The sequence below is a fragment of the Oenococcus oeni DSM 20252 = AWRIB129 genome (assembly GCF_000372485.1).
GTDB lineage: Bacteria > Bacillota > Bacilli > Lactobacillales > Lactobacillaceae > Oenococcus > Oenococcus oeni.
The window spans coordinates 1-20,032 of record NZ_AQVA01000005.1 but is presented as its reverse complement, the minus strand read 5'-3'; the positions used below and the strand labels follow the sequence as shown (position 1 = coordinate 20,032).

General features: G+C 39.3%; 15 protein-coding genes. 13 read left to right on the top strand and 2 right to left on the bottom strand.

Annotated features, from left to right (window positions below; translation table 11 throughout):
* Positions 1 to 24: 24 nt before the first annotated feature.
* From rnc to A3G9_RS0104305, 6 genes are read left to right on the top strand one after another with little or no spacing between them, the layout of a single operon-like run.
* A complete protein-coding gene (gene rnc, locus A3G9_RS0104330) occupies positions 25 to 720 on the top strand; it encodes a ribonuclease III (protein ID WP_002818249.1) in 696 nt (231 codons plus the stop codon).
* Positions 717 to 4,271 carry a chromosome segregation protein SMC gene (smc, locus tag A3G9_RS0104325; protein WP_002818251.1) on the top strand — a complete coding sequence of 1,185 codons (3,555 nt, stop codon included), beginning with the start codon at positions 717 to 719 and terminating at the stop codon, positions 4,269 to 4,271. Before rnc ends, smc begins: the two co-directional genes overlap by 4 nt.
* Positions 4,268 to 5,416, top strand: coding sequence for a signal recognition particle-docking protein FtsY (gene ftsY, locus A3G9_RS0104320; protein ID WP_002820259.1), 1,149 nt, complete (start codon positions 4,268 to 4,270; stop codon positions 5,414 to 5,416). Before smc ends, ftsY begins: the two co-directional genes overlap by 4 nt.
* The gene (locus A3G9_RS0104315; RefSeq protein ID WP_002817812.1) at positions 5,417 to 5,731 is read left to right on the top strand and encodes a hypothetical protein; all 315 of its coding nucleotides are present in this window, start codon (positions 5,417 to 5,419) and stop codon (positions 5,729 to 5,731) included.
* Positions 5,731 to 7,254, top strand: coding sequence for a signal recognition particle protein (gene ffh / locus A3G9_RS0104310; RefSeq protein ID WP_002818267.1), 1,524 nt, complete (start codon positions 5,731 to 5,733; stop codon positions 7,252 to 7,254). The genes A3G9_RS0104315 and ffh overlap by 1 nt, the downstream gene beginning before the upstream one ends.
* A complete protein-coding gene (locus tag A3G9_RS0104305) occupies positions 7,251 to 9,638 on the top strand; it encodes an endonuclease MutS2 (RefSeq protein WP_002821560.1) in 2,388 nt (795 codons plus the stop codon). Before ffh ends, A3G9_RS0104305 begins: the two co-directional genes overlap by 4 nt.
* Here A3G9_RS0104305 and A3G9_RS0104300 read toward each other — a convergent pair.
* Positions 9,635 to 10,120, bottom strand: coding sequence for a flavodoxin domain-containing protein (locus A3G9_RS0104300; RefSeq protein WP_002818271.1), 486 nt, complete (start codon positions 10,118 to 10,120; stop codon positions 9,635 to 9,637). The two genes, A3G9_RS0104305 and A3G9_RS0104300, sit on opposite strands and share 4 nt — an antisense overlap.
* A gap of 507 nt (positions 10,121 to 10,627) precedes the next feature.
* Here A3G9_RS0104300 and thrS point away from each other — a divergent pair.
* Positions 10,628 to 12,619 carry a threonine--tRNA ligase gene (gene thrS / locus A3G9_RS0104295; protein ID WP_002818272.1) on the top strand — a complete coding sequence of 664 codons (1,992 nt, stop codon included), beginning with the start codon at positions 10,628 to 10,630 and terminating at the stop codon, positions 12,617 to 12,619.
* Positions 12,616 to 13,956, top strand: coding sequence for a C1 family peptidase (locus A3G9_RS0104290; RefSeq protein ID WP_002816527.1), 1,341 nt, complete (start codon positions 12,616 to 12,618; stop codon positions 13,954 to 13,956). Before thrS ends, A3G9_RS0104290 begins: the two co-directional genes overlap by 4 nt.
* A 79-nt stretch (positions 13,957 to 14,035) precedes the next feature.
* On the opposite strand, the gene A3G9_RS0104285 is transcribed toward A3G9_RS0104290, so the two are convergent.
* On the bottom strand, positions 14,036 to 14,650 hold the full coding sequence (locus A3G9_RS0104285) for an ion channel (protein WP_002818273.1): 615 nt from the start codon (positions 14,648 to 14,650) through the stop codon (positions 14,036 to 14,038).
* 642 nt (positions 14,651 to 15,292) lie between these two features.
* Here A3G9_RS0104285 and A3G9_RS0104270 point away from each other — a divergent pair.
* From A3G9_RS0104270 to A3G9_RS0104250, 5 genes are all read left to right on the top strand, one after another.
* Positions 15,293 to 16,288: a PTS sugar transporter subunit IIB gene (locus A3G9_RS0104270; RefSeq protein WP_002818278.1), complete on the top strand. Its 996-nt coding sequence runs from the start codon at positions 15,293 to 15,295 to the stop codon at positions 16,286 to 16,288.
* 20 nt (positions 16,289 to 16,308) lie between these two features.
* Complete coding sequence (locus A3G9_RS0104265; protein WP_002818280.1) at positions 16,309 to 17,124, top strand: PTS mannose/fructose/sorbose transporter subunit IIC; 816 nt, start codon at positions 16,309 to 16,311, stop codon at positions 17,122 to 17,124.
* Between the two features lie 20 nt (positions 17,125 to 17,144).
* Positions 17,145 to 18,059 (top strand): PTS system mannose/fructose/sorbose family transporter subunit IID, encoded by a 915-nt coding sequence (locus A3G9_RS0104260; RefSeq protein WP_002821556.1) that lies wholly within the window; start codon positions 17,145 to 17,147, stop codon positions 18,057 to 18,059.
* A 117-nt stretch (positions 18,060 to 18,176) separates the two neighbouring features.
* On the top strand, positions 18,177 to 18,575 hold the full coding sequence (locus A3G9_RS0104255) for a DUF956 family protein (RefSeq protein ID WP_002816522.1): 399 nt from the start codon (positions 18,177 to 18,179) through the stop codon (positions 18,573 to 18,575).
* A 65-nt stretch (positions 18,576 to 18,640) separates the two neighbouring features.
* Positions 18,641 to 19,591 carry a magnesium transporter CorA family protein gene (locus A3G9_RS0104250; RefSeq protein ID WP_002821555.1) on the top strand — a complete coding sequence of 317 codons (951 nt, stop codon included), beginning with the start codon at positions 18,641 to 18,643 and terminating at the stop codon, positions 19,589 to 19,591.
* Positions 19,592 to 20,032: the final 441 nt, after the last annotated feature.

Genomic DNA, 20,032 nt, shown 5'->3' with positions numbered 1-20,032 from the left:
CATTTTGATATAATTGAAGGGTTAATGAATAATATTCAAAAAGGTATAAAAGAAGATTTTGGAATTGAATTTGCTAATCAGGATTTATTGCTTGAGGCTTTTACTCAGGGCAATTATTTAAATGAACATCCTGAAGAAAAGGGTCGCGACTATCAGCGACTGGAGTTTTTAGGCGATTCTGTTATGCAATTGATTGTGGCCGACTATTTATTTACTCGCTATCCTGCTTGGGAAGAAGGCCAGTTGACAGAAATGCGAATTGCGATGGTACAAAGCAAGTCTTTCTCTCATTTTGCCAGATTGGCCGGTTTTAACCGTTATATTCGTTTGGGAAAAGGTGAGGAACTTTCCGGAGCTCGTAATCGCGATAGTCTCTTGGAAGATATTTGGGAAGCATTTATCGGTGCTTTATATAAGGATCAAGGCGCTAAAGCGGTTTTTACTTTTTTAAATAAGGCCTTTTTTCCAGCGATCGATGAAGGTTTTTTTGAAGAATTTATTGATTACAAATCCAAATTACAGGAATTGCTTCAAAAGGCCGGCTCGGTTGATATTGAATATAAAGTTGAAAATGAAGATCTTTCCGACCCCCAAAAACCGCATTTTGAAGTAACTGTCTTCGTAAACGATAAAGCAATTGGTTCCGGTTCCGGACGCTCAATAAAAATCGCCGAAAAGCGGGCTGCTAAAAAAGCCTATCAGGATGTGACGCCCAGATGAAATTAAAGTCATTGGAAATTAATGGTTTTAAGTCCTTTGCTGATAAGACAGTCATTGATTTTATGCCTGGCATGACTGGAATCGTTGGACCAAACGGTTCTGGAAAATCAAATATTATTGAGGCGATTCGTTGGGTAATGGGTGAACAATCGGCTAAGGGTTTGCGTGGCAATACAATGGCTGATGTTATTTTTGGCGGCTCAAAAAAACGACCAGCCTTAGGCCGGGCTTCGGTTTCGATGACAATTGATAATTCTGACCACTACCTGCATTCAGCTTTTGACGAAGTACAAATTTCCCGCCGTTTGTATCGCAATGGGGATGCTGAATATCTAATCAATGGAGTTAAGTCCCGTTTAAAAGATATTACCGATCTTTTTGTCGATACTGGATTGGGTCGTGAATCTTTTTCGATTATTAATCAGGGCAAAGTTGAAGCTATTTTTAACGCTAAAGCCGAAGATCGCCGAGCAATTATCGAGGATGTTGCCGGTGTTTTTAAATACAAACAAAATAAAAACAAAAGTCAAAATCAATTACTTCAGACTCAGGAAAATTTGGATCGTTTACTTGATATTATCAAAGAAATTTCCGATCGTTTGCAACCCCTTGAAAAGCAGGCCGACGAAGCTGAAGAATTTTTATCTTTGCGTAAACAATTCGATCGGTTGAAACTTGTTAAAATCGCCCGCGTTAAAAAAGATTTGTCTGCAAAAGAGTTGACTACGCAAAGCGAAATAACTGCTTTGACCAAAAAAATCGAGCAGGTTGAAAAAAAATTAGGTGATAAAACTTCCAAAGAAGACCTAATCGACAGCCAGTCAAACGAACTTGAAAGCAAGTTAAACAACTTAAACCATTTGGTTGAGGAGTTAACGCAAAAATATGAGCATGCTTTGGGAGAAAATAATTTACAGAAACAAAAGCGCGATTCGCTAGAACATAATCGCGATCTTTTAAATAGTGAACAGACGAAATTAAAACAGCAATTACAGGAACTAGCTGATAAGACCAATCGTTTAAAGCAACAAATCGAAGAGGAGAAAAAATCCCAAGAAAAAGCCGAGCAACAGGTTAAAGAAATCACTGACAAATTAGCAAAAAGCGGTCAACTCAGTGAACAGGATAAGTTGGCAAATTTACGAAATAATTATGTTCAATCAATGCAGGATGCTGCTTCTCTTTCCAATCAATTAATTAATCTGGACAAAGAAAAATTGCGTTACGATGCCCGAAAAAAAAGTTTGTCGACTCTTTCCCAGCAGTTGAAGGAAAAACTTTCTGAAAAGCGAGCCGCTTTGAATAAAATCGAAAATTCCGAATCTGCTTCAAAGGACAGCAAAGATCTTGAGGAACAATCAGCACATTTTTCCAAGCAGTTAAATCAAAAAAAAGCCGAACTCTCCGCTTTGGAGAAGCAACACAGCGATTTGCTTGCTAGTTACAATCAGATTCGAATCAGGTCCGAATCATTACAAAATGCAAATGCTAATTTGGATTTATTTGTTGGGGTCAGAAATTTATTGGCCAATCGTCAGAGCTTTCCCGGCCTTTTTGGAACAGTTGCCGAATTGATTAAAGTCGACGCCCAATACGCTCTTGCAATCGAAACGGCTCTGGGAGCCGGACTGCAGAATATTGTTGTCGATAGTCAGTCAACGGCCAAAAAGGCGATTGAATTTTTGACCTCCCGGCGGCTTGGTCGAGTAACTTTTTTGCCGATCGAAGTGATTAAGGCGCGCTATCTACCGGCTAATATTAGGTCTCAACTTGATCAGGAAAAAGATTTTATTGGAATTGGCGCCGCCTTAATTAGAAGCGAAAAAAAATATTCCAATATTATTGAAAATCTGCTTGGTACAACTTTGATAGCTGCTAATTTGAATGCTGCCTTTAGAATTTCAAAGTTATTAAATCAGCGTTATCGGGTAGTGACTATTGATGGCCATATCGTGAATGCTGGTGGTTCGATTACCGGAGGAGCCAATCGCCATCAAAGTGGCCTGCTTTCGAAAAGGGCCGAATTGGATCAGTTAAACAAACAACTTGACGATTTAAAAAAAGAGGGACAGAAGGTTAATCAACTTATCGATGATTCTCAAAAAGAGATTGCTGTTGATGAAAACAAGTTTATTGAATTAAGAAACTCGATTGTTGCTAAAAAGGAATCGTTGCAGCTTCAAGTCGGCGGCAAAAAAATTGCCGAAGATGCTTTAAACCAGGCAGAAAAACAATTTCAATCCAATCAACTTGAAATTAACCAACTGGAAGATGAATTTTCTTCTATTCCAAAAACAAGAGAAAAGTTAGCTGCCCAAGTTGAATCACTGCAGGAAAAGAATGATCAGCTTTCCAGCGAAATTAATACTTTGGAAGTTAGTCTGCTTGATGCACGTTCTTCGGCGAAGCAACAAAACAGCCGTTTGTTAACTTCACGGGAAAATTTGGCGGCAATAAAAGTTCAAATCCAAGCTGATTCCAAGCAAGCCGGAGAATTATCTGATCAAAAAAATCGTCTCGGTAATGAGCTATCCGATAATCAAAAACAAATCGATTTGTTAAACAATCAACTGGAAGTTCTTGATAATACTTTAAAGAACACAGGAAATGCCGAACAAATCTCTGATAATTTAAAGTCGGTTAATCTAAATCGCGACCAATTTGTTGAAAAAAAACAGAAATTGAATCAAGAAGAAAACAGCTTAAAAGTAGAGATTAACCAACTCCAATTGGAGCTGCGCCAATTGTTGGATCGCAAAAATCGTTTTGATACAAAATTAGCAACTGTTAAAAGCCGTCTGGATGAAAATTTACAGGATTTAAAGGATATTGGAGAACCGGATATTTCCAAACTTGATTTATTGGAAAAAGAAGATTTCCAAAGTATTTTCAGTCGCTTAAATGCTTTAAAGAGCGAGTTGGCAAAACATAACGCTGTTAACTTGGCAGCAATCGACGAATTAAAAAGAGTCAAAGAGCGTTATGATTTTCTAACCGGTCAGCGTGATGACTTAATCACTGCTTCAGAAAATCTAAAAGTTGCCATGCAGGAAATGGATCATGAAGTCGTTACGCGTTTTAAGAAGACTTTTGATGCGGTTGCCGAACAATTTAAAAGAACTTTTTCCGAACTTTTTGCCGGTGGCCAGGCTAGCCTTGAGCTAACAGATCCAAAAGATTTATTAACAAGCGGAATTGAAATTCGTGTTCAGCCGCCTGGAAAAAAACTTCAACGTTTGTCACTGTTGTCAGGCGGAGAAAAAGCTTTAACAGCGATTGCTTTATTATTGGCGATTTTATTGGTTCATCCGGTTCCCTTTGCGATTCTGGATGAAACCGAAGCTGCTCTTGATGAATCGAATGTTGATAATTTTGGCCGTTTCCTTCGCGATTTTGGCGAGAATACACAATTTATCGTAATTACTCATCGCAAAGGAACGATGCGCTATGCTAATGTTCTATATGGAGTCACGATGCAGGAGCCTGGTGTTTCAACAATGGTTTCGGTTGATTTGGAGAAAGCCGGTACCGCCTTGGAGGATGTGAAATGAGTTTATTTGATCGTTTGCGCGGACGAAAAAAGGATGAAGAAAATGAAAAGAAATCCTTTTTCAATCGAGTTAAGGATACTTTTGCGCCTTTACCTTTAGACAGCGAAGAGGACCAGCCTGAAAATAAATTGTCGCTGGAAGAAACAAAGAAACCTTCTGCCAACAAGAAAAAGGTTTCGGAATCCGAAGAGCAGGTCCAATATAAAGAAGATCTTGAAGCGAATTCTTATGAAGAGGGATTGACGAAGACCCGTTCCAGTTTCTCTGAAAAATTTAAAATGCTGATGGCCAATTTTCGGGCTGTCGATGAGGATTTTTTTGAAGAACTCGAAGAAACTTTGATTGCCGCCGATGTCGGTTTCGAAATGGCTTTAAAGATTTCAAACGAATTGCAGGATGAGGTTCGGCTTAAAAATGCAAGCAGCAAAAAAGATGTTCAAAATACGATCATTGAAAAATTAGTCAACGTTTATGATCAGGCCGGCAATGGTGAAAACAATGAAATGCTGTTCGCCGAAGCAGGCCAACCATCCGTTTTTCTTTTTGTTGGTGTTAATGGGGTTGGTAAAACAACCACAATCGGCAAAATGGCCAGTTTTTATAAAAAACAGGGCAAAAAGGTTTTGTTGGCGGCCGCCGATACTTTTCGGGCCGGAGCAACCGAACAATTAGTCGAATGGGCCCACCGCGATCAGGTTGATGTCGTGACTGGAAAAGAGAAATCCGATCCTGCCTCGGTTGTTTTCGACGGGGTAAAAAAATCGATTGATGGTCACTATGATATTTTGTTTGTCGATACTGCCGGACGCTTGCAAAACAATGATAACTTGATGCGCGAGTTGGAAAAAATGAAGAAAATCATCACTCGTCAATTACCGAATGCTCCACAAGAAGTCCTTCTGGTTTTGGATGCGACAACCGGTCAGAATGCCTTGCAGCAGGCCCGCCTATTTAAAGATTCGACCGACGTTACCGGATTGGTTTTAACCAAATTGGACGGTACCGCAAAAGGTGGAATTGTTTTAGCAATAAGACAAGAACTTCATTTACCGGTTAAATGGGTTGGCTTGGGCGAAAAAGTCGACGACTTGGAGCCTTTTAATGCTGACGAATTTGTCTATGGATTATTCAAGGATTTGATTTAATTGGAATTAGCTGAAAAACAATTATCAACGGAACTATTCGCTTTTTACGGCCCACTTATATCAAAAAAACAACAAAATGATTTGCAAGCTCTTCTTGTTGACGACCTTGGGGTGTCTGAAATTGCCGAAAACGAAGGTATTAGCCGTCAGGCGGTTTCTGATCGGATCAGACATGCTTTAGACAGTCTTAATGAGTTTGAATCTAAACTGCATTTAAGAGAAAATTATCTTGAACGAAGAAAAATTGAAGATCAGTTAGAAATTAAATTTGATCGAAAATTGTTACATAAATTAATTGATTTGGAAGAAAAATAATGGCATTTGAAAATCTTACATCCAGAATCCAAACAGCAATGAAGACTTTGTCCGGAAAGGGCAAAGTTTCCGAAACCGATCTCGATGAGACCTTGCGAGAAATTCGCTTGGCTTTGCTTGAGGCCGATGTTAATTTAAAAACGGCCAGAAATTTCATCAAGCAGGTCAGAGATAAAGCTCTTGGAGCTAAAGTTCTTGAAGGTTTGAACCCTTCCGAACAAGTTGTTAAAATCGTTAACGACCAGTTAACCGCGATGATGGGCGAAAAGGCCGTTCCGTTGAATAAATCATCGAAAATTCCAACGGTTATCATGATGGCTGGTCTGCAAGGTGCTGGTAAAACCACGACTGTTGCTAAACTAGCTAATCGTTTAAAAGACGAAAATCATGCTCGTCCGCTTTTGATTGCTGCCGATGTTTACCGTCCGGCCGCGATTGAACAATTAAAAAGTCTTGGCGATCAGCTTTCGATTCCTGTTTTTGATGAAGGCGTCGGCGAGAATCCTCGTAAAATTGTTGAAGACGGTTTGAAGCAGGCTCGTGAAAATAAAAATGACTACGTTTTTATTGATACCGCCGGTCGTTTACAAATCGATCAGGTTTTGATGCAGGAACTAAAAGACATTGAAAAGATGGCCGAGCCTGATGAGATTCTTTTAACTGTTGATGCAATGACCGGTCAAAACGCTACTGAGACGGCTCGTGGATTCAATGATGCTTTGGGAATTACCGGAGTTGTTTTGACAAAACTTGATGGTGATACACGTGGCGGTGCAGCTCTATCGATTCGTGAGGTTACCGGCAAGCCAATTAAATTTGTTGGTGAAGGCGAGAAAGTAACCGACCTTGATGTCTTTTATCCGGATCGTATGGCAAGCCGGATTCTTGGAATGGGTGATGTTCTTTCACTGATTGAAAAAACACAAAAGGATTTTGACGAAAAACAAGCTTCGGAGCAGTTGCAGAAACTCCAGGAAAATACTTTTGATTTCAACGATTTTCTTGAACAGCTTAAGCAGATCCAAAATATGGGTCCGATGGAAGATATGCTGAAGATGATTCCCGGCATGGCGAATAATCCTGCTATGGCACAAGCTCAAATCGGTCCGAAAGATTTCAGCCATATGGAAGCAATTGTCTATTCAATGACTCCAGGTGAGCGTGTTGATCCGGAGTTGTTGACTCCTGCTCGTCGTCGTCGAATTGCGGCTGGCTCTGGTCGCCCGGTTGTCGATGTGAACAGGTTGATTAAACAATTTAAGCAAATGCGTCAGATGATGTATAAATTTACCAACGGCAAGGGTGGCTTGCCGGCTGGCATGGAAGATATGCTCGGCGGAATGGATCCCAGTGCGATGGGGGTCGATCCATCGCAGCTTGGCGATCTCAATGCTGGTGGCTTTCCTGGACTTGGCGGATCCGGAAAAGGCGGCCTGGGTGGCAAAGTTGCAGATTTTGCCATGAAAAGAGCCTTTAAGAAGATTAAAAAAGCTAAAAAAAAGCGAAATAAAAGGCATAAATGAATACAAAAATTCTAGAAACTTTAGAGTTCGACGAAATTAAGAATCGACTTGATTCTTTTTTAGTGACTGCTAAAGGGAAAGAAAAATTAAATAGTTTAATACCAGCTGATAATAAAGAAGATGTCGCTATTTTATTGGATCAAACAAGCGATGCCTTGTTAATCGACCGTCGGCGTGGTGGCCTGCCGATCAGGAAAACCAACGACCTTACGGAAATTTTCAAGAGATTAAAATTGAAAGCCGTTTTAGGCACGAGCGAGCTGGCTGATCTTAAATCTTCCCTTCAATCAGGCCAGGAGATTAGCGATTTTATTGCGACGATCAAGGATGAAATTTGGTCTGAAAATCTCCGACAAATTCTTTTTATTATTAATAGATTAACCGATTTCTCGGTCCTGGCAAAACGTCTTGCCCTTACGGTTGATGATCAGGGAACGGTTCTTGATACAGCTTCGGAAGAATTGGCTCATATTAGAAAAAATATTTCGACGACACAAAATAACGTTCGTACTTTACTTGTCAAGATGACAAAGGGTCATGATGCAAAATATTTGTCCGAACCGATTATTTCAACCCGTGATGGAATTTTGGTTCTACCGGTAAAATCGGAAAATCGTAAACATTTTGGTGGGGTTGTTCATGACCAAAGCCAATCCGGACTTACTTTATACATTGAACCGCAAGCGACAGTTGATCTAAATAATCACCTTCACGAGCTGGAAATGGCACAGATTCGAGAAATCAATTCGATTTTGATTGATATTTCTCAACAATTGTTTCCATTTTATGAACAATTAAAGTTGAACGATGATCTGATCGGTGAATTGGATCTGATTCAGGCCAAGGCAAAACTTGCAAATTCGATGAATGCGATTAAACCACATTTAAATGACGAGAAAGTGATTGATTTAAAAAATGCCCGTCATCCCCTGTTGGCCAGCGATTCTGTCGCCAACGATATTCAATTGGGCAGAGATCATATCTCTTTAATTATTACCGGTCCTAATACGGGCGGTAAAACAGTTCTTATTAAAACTCTTGGATTAGAGCTCTTAATGGCTCAGACCGGGATTTTTATCACTGCCGGCAGTGATTCTTCGATTTATGTTTTTAACAATATTTTTGCAGACATTGGCGATGAACAGAGTCTTGAACAGTCGCTTTCAACTTTTTCATCGCATATGGAAAATATTAAAAATATTTTGCAACAAGCTGACCGAAATTCACTGGTTCTTCTAGATGAATTGGGAGCTGGAACTGATCCCGGCGAGGGAGCGGCTTTAGCGATGGCAATTGTCGAGAGCCTCTCTAAACGAACAATTCTTAATTTAATAACGACTCACTATCCGGAATTGAAAGTTTTTGCCGATCAGAAGGATTTTGCAATCAACGCCAGCATGGAATTCGATCCGCGAACTTTTAGTCCAACCTATCGTCTTTTGCTTGGTGTCCCAGGGCAATCGAATGCGATTGCTATTTCGCGGCGATTGGGCTTCAATGAAGATATTTTACGTTTGGCCGAATCCTATGTCGATCCTCAAAATCAAGAACTGAATAATTTGATTAAGGGTCTTGTTGCTCAAAGACGAGATTTGTCCAAGGAAGAAAGTGAACTCAGGAATCAGCTTTCAAGAGCAGAGCAAGAAAGAAAGCAGCTTAATCAGCAGCTAAACGAATTCGAGCAAAATAAAGCCAAGGAGATAATGGATGCCAAGAACAAGGCCAACCATATCGTTTCTTCTGTTCGTCAGGAATCGAAGCAGCTTTTGGATCAAATTCGTCGCGAACGATTAAAGGCAGGTTCTTCCACTGGCAAAAACGAGCAACAACTGAAAAAAATTGCCGACCAAATCGACGATCTCCATCAGGATACTTCTCTTGAAAAGAATCGCGTTCTAAAAAGAGCCAAATCAGCCAAGCAATTTAGAGTTGGTGAAGAGGTGATGGTTAGTTCCTATCATCAAAGCGGAACTATTATAGATAAAATTTCCAATCATGAGTGGCAGGTCCAACTTGGTATTTTGAAGATGAACGTTGATGAAAACGATCTGGAAAAGTTATCGACCGATCAGGAAAAGAAAATTAACGAACCGGTTCATCGCGTTAAAAATACCAGGGTCTTTAAAACAGCTTCAAAGAATATTTCTGGTCATATAGATTTGCGCGGAGAACGTTACGAACAAGCGATGATCGATTTGGATCGTTATATCGATCAAGCTATGCTGAATAATATCGATACAATCGAAATCATTCATGGAAAAGGCACGGGAGCTCTTCGCAAAGGCGTTACACAGATGCTTCGTTCCGATCGACGCATCAAACATTATCAATTCGCCAATCCCAATGGAGCCGGGGATGGAGCAACAATCGTCGAACTCAGTTAGTTGCTGGCGGCAAGTAGCTCGCTAACACATTTTTTGATTGCCGGGGCATCCGATTCATCGGGCGCGAGTTGAATTTTAACTGGGCTGGTTGCTAAATTAGCACCGGTTTTTTTAATTTGTTCGGCAAAGGTATCAACGGCTTTGCAGTAATCCTTGCCGTAAAATTTATCTCCGGAACCAAGAATTGCACAAATTTTGTCTGTCCAATCGATTTCCTGCATATCATCAAAGAAATCCAAAGATTCGTCAGGAATGGATCCGTTGTCATAGGTATAGCAGACCAGCACAATAATATCCGAATCCTCCAAATCGAAAATATCAGTGTCGTCGAATTCGTGAATTTCCGGTGTTTGACCTCTTTTTTTGAATTCATTTGCGACTGCATTGGCAAGCAGTTCGTTGTTTCCTGTAATTGTGGCGTAAATTATATCGACTTTCACAGACTCTATTTTAGTCGAAAATTTTTTTGCAAGCGCTTTCAAATTATGCTATATTATCAATAGGCAATGAGTTACCAGCTTCAGTAATGAGGAAGTGATGTAGCAATTTGTGACCATGAAATTATATAGATTCTTTTCGAAATATGTTTTTCGACCAAATAATACATTGCTGGTCATAAGAGTTGCGAAATTCAAATAATAGCTCACTGCTAGTAGACAATCTTTGTATATATCTGACCTGCCAAATTCGGTAGGTTTTTTATTTTCCTTGAAATCGATCTTGGTGCTTTCCGACTGTTTTTTTGGCTTTGCAAAGACTTGGATTCGAGTTATACTTATAAACATCGAGACCAGAAGCCGTAGTAGTTTGTCAAAGAGAATCGGGTTGGTGAGAACCGATACAAATGAGTGCGAAACTGACTAGCTCTAATAAATCATAAACAGAATACCAAAGAGGCCATTACTTTTAATGGTGAAGTTGGGTGGTACCACGTTGTAAAAACGTCCCTCGTTAGTTTTAGCGAAGGGCGTTTTTGTTTTCGAGGAATTATGGCAGATTTAATAAAGATCACAATGCCGGACGACACGGAAAAAGAAGTTGAACAAAATACGAAACCAATAGAAATCGCTGAATCGATTAGTCCTTCTTTGGCTAAGAAATCGGTTGTCGCTAAAATTGATGATCATTTTGTCGGCATGAATGAAGGAATTCGTTTTAGCGGCAAATTTAGGCTCGTTACCAAAGGAGAAGATGAGGCACTGAAAGTTCTGCGCCATTCGACAACTCATCTTTTAGCACAGGCTTTGCGCCGTTTACATCCTAAGATTCATTTTGGCGTAGGCGTGGCGATTGCAAACGGTTTTTACTATGATACAGATGATTCTGATGAATCGGAAAAGCAGGTCGCAGCCGATGAATTTCCGAAAATTGAAGCGGAAATGAAGAAATTGGTTCAGGCAAATATCCCAATTCAGCATCAGATTGTCAGCCGTAAGGAAGCTCTGAAAATTTTTGCCGAAGATCCCTATAAAATTGCTCTAATTAATGATTTTCCAGCAGACCAGGAAATAACAATTGTAAAACAAGGCGATTATACGGATCTTGATCGTGGTGGCTTAGTACCTTCGACCGGTTGGATCAAGCATTTTGCTCTGACTTCTGTTGCCGGTGCTTACTGGCGTGGTATGTCCGATAACCAAATGATGCAAAGAATTTACGGCCTGTCAGAATGGAATCCTGAGAATCTTGAAGCACAAAAGAAAGCTCTTGAAGAAAGAAAAGAACGCGATCATCGAACGATTGGCAAACAAATGGAGCTTTTCTTTACGAACCCGGAAATTGGTGCCGGATTACCGGTTTGGTTGCCGAATGGCGCAGCAATCCGGCGGACAATTGAAGATTATCTGGTTGAAAAGGAACGCCAAAACAGTTATATGAATGTTTATACCCCGGTTGTTTCCAATCTTGATTTGTATAAACGCTCGGGTCACTGGGATCATTATCGCGACGATATGTTTCCAGCTATGACGGCCGATGATGGCGAACAGTTGGAACTTCGGCCGATGAACTGTCCTTCGCATATTGAAATTTTCGAACATGAGCCGCGTTCTTACCGTGATTTGCCTTATCGAATAGCTGAATTCGGTCAAATGCATCGTTGGGAGAAATCTGGAGCTTTGACAGGCCTCTCCAGGGTCCGCGAAATGACCTTAAACGATGGTCATACTGTTGTAGCCCCTGAACAGGTCGAACCGGAATTCAAAGGAATTCTCCAGTTGATTCGTGATGTTTATCATGATTTTGGTTTTACGGATCAGGATTACCGTTTTCGTCTTTCTTATCGCGATCCGAAAAATACAAAGAAATATTATGATGACGATGCAATGTGGGAACACGCTCAAGCTGCTTTGAAACGTGCCATGGATGATATGGGGCTCGATTATTTCGAAGCCGAAGGAGAGGCGGCTTTCTATGGACCAAAGCTCGATATTCAGTTCAAAACAGCTCTTGGAAACGAAGAGACGATGTCGACGATCCAGTTGGATTTCTTATTGCCGGAACGCTTTGATATGAAATACACCGGCGAGGATGGCAAAGATCATCGTCCGGTTTTGATTCACCGCGGCGTGGTCGGCACAATGGAACGCTTCGTGGCTTTCTTGATTGAAAAATACAAGGGTCAGTTCCCGACTTGGTTGGCTCCGGTACAGGCTGTTGTTATCCCGGTTAATTATGGTGCCCATGGCGATTATGCACGGAATATATATAGTAAATTGATGAAAGACGGTCGCCGAATTAAGTTGGATAATCGTGATGAAAAGCTCGGATATTTAATTCGCGATGCTCAGGTAAATTTGAAGACACCGTATATTTTGGTTGTTGGCGATCAGGAATTGCGTGATAATAGTGTTACTGTTCGTTTCCGTGGAAGCGATCAAACCAAAGAAATGAAAATCGATGAATTCGAAGAAATGATTAATGATGATGTTGCCAATTATTCCAAAGGCAGCGAAAAAGTTCGGGAGATGTTAAATAAATGACAGAAATTTCATTAGAACAAATTAAAGATTTTAATCAAGGCCTTAAAAGTTTTCCGGCCGCTGACACGATTCGTCGTGCAGTCACCAGCAACGGAATAGATAAGGCGACTCTTGATTCAAAGGCAGCTGTTGATTCGCAAGCAGTTTTCTCAGTCGAGGTCAAAACCGGTAAGGTTGCTAATCAAATGTCATCTGGACGTTGCTGGATGTTTGCTGCTTTAAATACAATGCGTCATCGGACTGCTGATTTGTTTAACATTTCCGGCAAATTCGAATTGTCGCAAAGTTATACCTTCTTCTGGGATAAATTTGAGAAGGCAAATTATTTCTACAATAATGTCGTTAAAACCGCTGATTTACCTCTCGATAATCGCAAAGTCGCTTATCTATTGGAAACTCCTCAACAGGATGGTGGCCAATGGGATATGATTTGCGCAATTATTGAAAAGTATGGTCTTGTTCCACAGGCCGTTTTCCCGGAAAGTTTCGATTCGAGTCATTCGGCAGCTTTGAATCGGATGCTGAATCGTAAACTCCGCAAAGACGCTGTTGAGTTGCGTGCTTTAGCAGCCCAGAAATCCAATCAGGCTGAAATAGATGAAAAAATTAAAGAATTTAATGCTGATAATTATCGAATGCTGAGTTTGGTATTCGGCAATCCAGCCGATGTAGCACATTTTGATTTCGAGTATCGCGACGAAGATAAAAAGTATCATTTGGAAAAAAATTTGACACCAAAATCATTTTTCAAAAAGTTTGTTGATGAAGATCTTGAAGATTACGTTTCGATTATTAATGCACCAACAAGTGACAAACCATATCACAAGACTTACACAATCGAAAATTTGGGAAACGTTGTTGGTGGAAGAGAAGTTAAACATTTGAATGTGGAACTCGACGAATTCAAGCAATTAGCAATTTCGCAGTTGAAGGATGGCCAATCTGTTTGGTTTGGCGTCGACATGGGCCCACAAGTCGATCGTGAATCGGGAATTATGGATCTTAACAATTTTGCTCAAGAAGATGCTTTTGGGATCGATCTAAGTTTGACAAAAGCCGAGCAACTCGATTATGCAGACTCGTTAATGACTCACGCGATGGTTTTGACCGGTGTTGATCTTGATGAAGATGGAAATCCTTTGCGCTGGAAGGTTGAAAATTCCTGGGGTGAAAAAGCCGGCAAGAATGGCTACTTTGTTATGTCCGATGATTGGATGAGCCTTTATGCCTATCAAGTAGTTGTCAACAAAAAATATTTGTCTGCAGAGTTGCAAAAAGCTCAAGCAGAAACGGCAAAGGTTCTTGATCCTTGGGATCCAATGGGAGCTCTTGCTTAATTAAATTTTCATATGATCCGATATTAAAAACCGCTCTACTGAGCGGTTTTTAAATTGATAAAAATTATAATCAAACAAGCTAATTAGAACTTTTCTTTTGCTTGATCTCGATTGTTTTTAACTCTTCTATGACACTATCAAGTTTCTTATTCAAATCTTCATTCGATATCTTCTCTTTGGTCAACCAGCTGGCTAAAGCCCCGGTAAAGTATCCAACTAAGCCGATTCCTGTAAACATCAGAATGATGTTAAGTATTTTTGAAATTTCAGTATGAGCTTGATATGGCGATCCACTGGTCGTGGCAACGCCTAAAGCCCATAATAAACCGTCTAAAAAGCTGTCTCGTTCATCAAGGGAAAATATGATTCCAGAGAATATCAAGATTATGCCGGTAATAATAAAAGCGATGTACACTTTTGTTTCAATCAAAAATTCTTTTGTTTTAATCAGAAAGCGGCTGGAGAAAGCGAAGATTCTTACTAACCTTAAAATACGAATTGCCGGAAAAGCCTCAAAAGGAAGAATCGAGATTAATTCAATGATGTGGTGGCGAAAAAAACTTTTTTTATTTACAGCAAGATTGAATTCGTAAAAATAATCAAAAACAAAAATTAGCCAGATTGACCAATCAATATAAAGTAATGGTGGTTTAGAAGTATTAAGGAAGGCTAAGGGCACCGACAATGCTGCCATTATGTAGATAAAAATCTTGAAAATCTGTCTAACCACTATCTCCTCTATCCCCTTGATTATCGATCATATAGGAAAACATTCGCTAAATAAAGTTTTTTTGGAATTTTTTTAAATGTTTTTGAAAATATTTGTTGTTGTTGAGAAAGAAAAGCTATTTCTAATCTTAAAAAACAGTTTTAAAACTAATAATCTGAGTTTATTAAAAGTAAGCGTTTACAAAAAAGTTAAAAGAGACTAGAATAGATTCTGTAGCAAAAAACCTTTGAAAAAAAGGAAATTAAGGAGGAAGAACATTTATTATCGAATCTTTTTGAGCGGGCAATAATATTTTCTTCTTTCACGGAAAAATTATTGTCTGTAAATTGTTTATCATCTTAGCCTGATATGCTCGTGTGAAAAAATGTAAGCCTTTGCATTATAATGTAAACATACTGTTAATTGGCAGTATTGATTAATCGTGGTGCCTAAAAACTTTTGTGCTTCTTCTGATGCAATTATTAATTAACTATTTGAAGTTTTTCTGGGTAAAAGGCATTGATCTTTAAAAGAGGTGATAAACTAGATAATTTATTTTTGTTATATTTGATCCGTTTGAGACGATTTTTCGTTTTCAATTTATTATCAAGATAGGAGATAAAACAAATGGTAGGCATTGTTCTAGCAAGTCACGGCAACTTTGCAGAAGGCATTTACCAATCAGCTGAAATGATTTTTGGCAAACAGCAAAATGTTCAAACAGTTACTTTGTCGCCGAATGAAGGTCCCGAGGACTTTTTAAACAAGTTGAAACAAGCCATTGATTCCTTTGATGATCAAAAGCAAGTTTTGCTGTTGATTGATTTATGGGGTGGGACACCTTTCAATCAGTCCAGTGGGCTTCTTTATGGGCATGAAGATAGTTGGGCTGTTGTCACGGGCATGAATTTGCCAATGGTCATTGAAGCTTATGGTTCGCGATCTTCAATGGATTCGGCGCAGGAAATTGCCACTCATATAATCGAAACAGGTAAAGATGGTATTAGAATCAAGCCTGAATCGTTGGAACCAAAAAAGGCAACGGCAACTGTTAAATCCAGTGGTCAACCACATGGCACAATTGCACCCGGAACAGTTCTTGGAGATGGCAAAATTAAATATGTTTTGGCTCGAGTGGATTCACGACTCCTACATGGACAGGTAGCAATGTCTTGGACAAAAGCTACAAATCCTAATCGGATTCTTGTCGTTTCTGATTCAGTTGCAAAAGATCGTTTACGCAAGAGTATGATCGTTGAGGCCGCTCCTCCAGGAGTTAACACAAATGTTATTCCGATCAAAAAAATGATCGAAGTGGCTAAAGACCCACGCTTTGGCAATACAAAAGCATTGGTTCTCTTTGAAAATCCAGAGGACGCTTTAAAGACAATCGAAGGTGGCGTTGATATTAAAGAATTGAATATCGGTTCTATGTCCCACGCTGTTGGCAAAGTTGCTGTAAATAAAGTTCTTTCTTTGGGTAAAGAAGATGTTGAAGCTTTCGACGGACTTAAAAAACTAGGTGTTAAATTCGATGTTCGTAAAGTCCCGGGAGATTCTAGTGAAAACATGGACAATATTGTAAATAAAGCTCGAAAAGATTTATCAAGTGTTAAATCTTAAAAAGATAAGGAGAGTATAAAATGTCCGCTATATCAATGATTTTAGTGGTGGTGGTTGCCTTTTTTGCAGGTATGGAAGGCATCTTGGATGAATTTGAATTTCATCAGCCACTTGTTGCTTGTACACTTATTGGCCTGGTAACAGGTCACTTGGTTCTCGGTGTAATGTTAGGTGGATCTTTACAGATGATCGCCTTAGGTTGGGCGAATATCGGTGCCGCTGTTGCTCCTGATGCTGCTTTGGCATCGGTTGGCTCAGCAATTATTTTAATAGAAGGTGGTCAAGGAACCAAAGGAATTGGTTCGGCGATTGCCGTGGCTGTAACTTTGGCTGTTGCTGGATTGTTCTTAACAATGATCGTTCGAACAATTACTACGTTCATTGTTCATATTATGGATCATGCAGCAGAAGAGGGTAAATCCCGCATTATAGATATGTGGCAAGTGATTTCTATTTGTTTGCAGGGATTAAGAATTGCTATTCCGGCTGCACTTTTGCTGGTTATTCCATCTTCGGAAGTTCGTGCTGTATTAAATGCCATGCCGTCATGGTTGTCGGATGGTATGACTATCGGTGGTGGCATGGTTGTTGCCGTTGGTTATGCAATGGTTATCAACATGATGGCCAGCCGTGAAGTTTGGCCGTTTTTCGTCATTGGTTTTGTAATTGCTTCGATTACTGATTTAACATTAATTGCTATTGGAGCCCTAGGCGTATCCCTTGCACTTATGTACCTTGCATTGGATAAAGGCGGCTCAAACGGAAATAGCAGTGGAAACAGCGGTGGCGGAAATAACACCGGTGATCCTTTGGGTGATATTCTCGATGCTTATTAAAATTAATGGAGAAAAATAGTATGGCAAAAGATAAAATTACCTTAACTAAAGGGGATCGTCTCCACGTTGCATGGCGTTCAACGTTCATTCAAGGTTCATGGAACTATGAACGAATGCAAAATGGTGGTTGGGTTTATGCCTTGATCCCCGCATTAAATAAACTTTATAAAACAAAAGAAGATCGGGCGGCAGCATATAAACGTCACCTGGTATTCTTCAATACTCACCCATATTTGGCTTCTCCGATTATTGGAGTTACGCTTGCTTTGGAAGAGGACCGTGCCAATGGCGCCCCGGTTGACGATGTGGCCATTCAAGGTGTCAAGGTTGGTATGATGGGGCCTTTGGCAGGTGTTGGTGACCCTGTCTTCTGGTACACGGTTCGTCCTTTATTGGGGGCTTTAGGTGCAACCCTGGCTCTTAGTGGAAATGTTTTAGGACCAATATTGTTCTGGGTACTCTGGAACATTATTCGTTGGGCATTTATGTGGTACACCCAGGAATTCGGATATCGTGCCGGTTCGAGAATCACTGATGATCTTTCCGGAGGATTGCTCAAGACAGTTACTCGTGGTGCTTCGATGATGGGTATGTTTGTTCTGGCGGCTTTGATTGAGCGTTGGGTAAGTATTAAGTTTACCCCGGTTGTTTCCAAAGTTACCTTAAGTAAAGGTGCCTACATTGATTGGGGAAAACTTCCGTCGGGTACCAAGGGAATCAGAGAAGCCCTGACAGAACAGGCAAATGGTTTGTCTCTTACTAAAATTCAGACAACCACTTTGCAACAGAATTTGGACTCTTTGATTCCTGGACTAATGGCTTTGCTTTTGACTTTCGCCTGCATGTGGCTATTAAAGAAAAAAGTATCACCAATTATTATTATCTTAGGAATCTTCGTAATCGGTGTTGGTGGTCATCTACTTGGATTGCTTTAATCGAACTTCGATTACAAAAAGGTAAACCTTATTCATTTGAATAAGGTTTTTATTATATTATTAATTCGTTGATAAGCTTGAATCTAAGGCATCGACCGATTACTTAAAAAGGGAAAAATGGTTGAATCAATTAACAGAAAAATAGATTTGGTAGTTCAGGCAACTTCTTATATGGGTCTTGGAGAATATGGAGAAATCATGATCGGTGATGAAGGATTTGAGTTTTTTAGTGACCGCGATCCTCGTAAATTTATTCAGATTCCGTGGAAAGAAGTCAATCTGGTTGTTGCGTCTCTAATTTTTAAGGGGAAATGGATACCCCGTTATGCTATCCAAACGAAACATAATGGAATGTTTAAATTTTCATCCAAACATCCAAAAGAAGTTCTTCGTATGGTGCGGAAGTATATCGATCCCGATCATATTGTTCGTTCACTGACTTTTTTTCAAGTTATGCGGCGTAATTTTAAATGGCTATTTGGCAGAATCGGAAAAATTTTAAAAATAAAAAGATAAATTTTCGAATTTTTTATTCAAACAAAAATTTATTTTTGAGAAAAATATAAAGCAGGAGGATTACAATGCTGAAAACTTATTCTTTAACAAAAGATACATTATTAGTTTCGTCAGAATCAAATATCAAAAATTCTTCTGTTGTTTATGTTTATGGTGACGAACGAGAATATATCGAATCTTTTGAACATAAATATGACTTTAAAATAGGCAATATACTAACGTTTGATGATCAAGTTGCATATGACACGATGATAGATCGGAACGATGAAAAAAGTTTGCTCGTAAGTTTTCTGTTTCCCGAGATACATGAAGGTGGGCATCTAGATAATCTGACGGCATCTGTTGTTTTCTTGGTATTTAAAAATAAGTTGATAATTTTTACAAAACAAAAATTAAAATTCATTCCCGAACTCTTATCCAATATGGTTTTACGTGATGTCAATAATTTCACGGAGGAAGTACTTTTAAAGATCATGCAAAAAAAATTCTATGTGATGCTTAACGAACTTCGTGGAATCAAGGAAAAAATTGATGATTTAGACTCAAAAATATCAACGTCCGGTCCACGCAGACCAATGTTTGGTGATTTATTGACTCTTCAAAAATACATGATAGCTTTGTCAACAACTTATGGCGCTAATCACAAAGCGCTGGATTTCATTAAAAAAAATTTCACAACTATTAATGATATTGATTTTACCACCAAAAAAATAATTGATGAGATATACGATACAAGTGACACAATGGATAGAATTATTTTAGGTTACAGCCAATATTTGGATGATTTGGAAAATATGATAAACAATATGATTTCGTATCAGCTAAACATGATTATGAAAACTCTAACAGAGCTATCAATCGTTTTGACTATTCCAGCGATTATTTTTGGTTTTTGGGGAATCAATGTCGATGTCCCGTTTGAAAAATCTTCTTATGGTGTTTTTGCTGTGCTGATTATCTCTGTTATACTAAGCCTAATTTGCTGGTTTTGGATGCGACGCAAAACATATTTGTAAAGTATTTGTGATACCCTAATATGATTTAAAGCAGAATTGCTTTGTTGACTTTTTAAAAGGCTGATTCCTTTCAATAATTTAATAGCTCTTGTCAGGAATTGTAATATAAATAGACAGTGGTATTTGTTATTTATCTAAATAGCTTTTTAATGTATTGCACTGTGCGCGGAGAAATATTAAAGGAAGTTTGTCAAATGGTGTTGAAGGATAGTTTCTATCCTTTGGAGATCTCCTCGTGTGGGAGATCTTTTTTGTTGTTTTATTAGTTGCGGCGTTTAATCTGGTGTGTTGTCTGAATATCGTACTTGAAGGCATAACAAATAAGCCTACCATCGTGACGTTATTGTGGTAGATAATCTAGGCAATCAGCTGGTAGACGCGTGTGAACATATTGGCCTGATTGGAGAAGCCATAACAAGCACGTTTGAGCTCCTTGATCTT

Excerpts from the sequence above, each read along its gene's own strand:
- A3G9_RS0104305 (WP_002821560.1), top strand. The coding sequence starts at position 7,251 with ATGAATACAAAAATTCTAGAAACTTTAGAGTTCGACGAAATTAAGAAT.
- ffh (WP_002818267.1), top strand. The coding sequence starts at position 5,731 with ATGGCATTTGAAAATCTTACATCCAGAATCCAAACAGCAATGAAGACT.
- A3G9_RS0104290 (WP_002816527.1), top strand. The coding sequence starts at position 12,616 with ATGACAGAAATTTCATTAGAACAAATTAAAGATTTTAATCAAGGCCTT.
- A3G9_RS0104270 (WP_002818278.1), top strand. The coding sequence starts at position 15,293 with ATGGTAGGCATTGTTCTAGCAAGTCACGGCAACTTTGCAGAAGGCATT.
- rnc (WP_002818249.1), top strand. The coding sequence starts at position 25 with ATGAATAATATTCAAAAAGGTATAAAAGAAGATTTTGGAATTGAATTT.
- A3G9_RS0104260 (WP_002821556.1), top strand. The coding sequence starts at position 17,145 with ATGGCAAAAGATAAAATTACCTTAACTAAAGGGGATCGTCTCCACGTT.
- A3G9_RS0104265 (WP_002818280.1), top strand. The coding sequence starts at position 16,309 with ATGTCCGCTATATCAATGATTTTAGTGGTGGTGGTTGCCTTTTTTGCA.
- A3G9_RS0104285 (WP_002818273.1), bottom strand. The coding sequence starts at position 14,650 with ATGGCAGCATTGTCGGTGCCCTTAGCCTTCCTTAATACTTCTAAACCA.
- smc (WP_002818251.1), top strand. The coding sequence starts at position 717 with ATGAAATTAAAGTCATTGGAAATTAATGGTTTTAAGTCCTTTGCTGAT.
- ftsY (WP_002820259.1), top strand. The coding sequence starts at position 4,268 with ATGAGTTTATTTGATCGTTTGCGCGGACGAAAAAAGGATGAAGAAAAT.
- A3G9_RS0104250 (WP_002821555.1), top strand. The coding sequence starts at position 18,641 with ATGCTGAAAACTTATTCTTTAACAAAAGATACATTATTAGTTTCGTCA.
- thrS (WP_002818272.1), top strand. The coding sequence starts at position 10,628 with ATGGCAGATTTAATAAAGATCACAATGCCGGACGACACGGAAAAAGAA.
- A3G9_RS0104255 (WP_002816522.1), top strand. The coding sequence starts at position 18,177 with ATGGTTGAATCAATTAACAGAAAAATAGATTTGGTAGTTCAGGCAACT.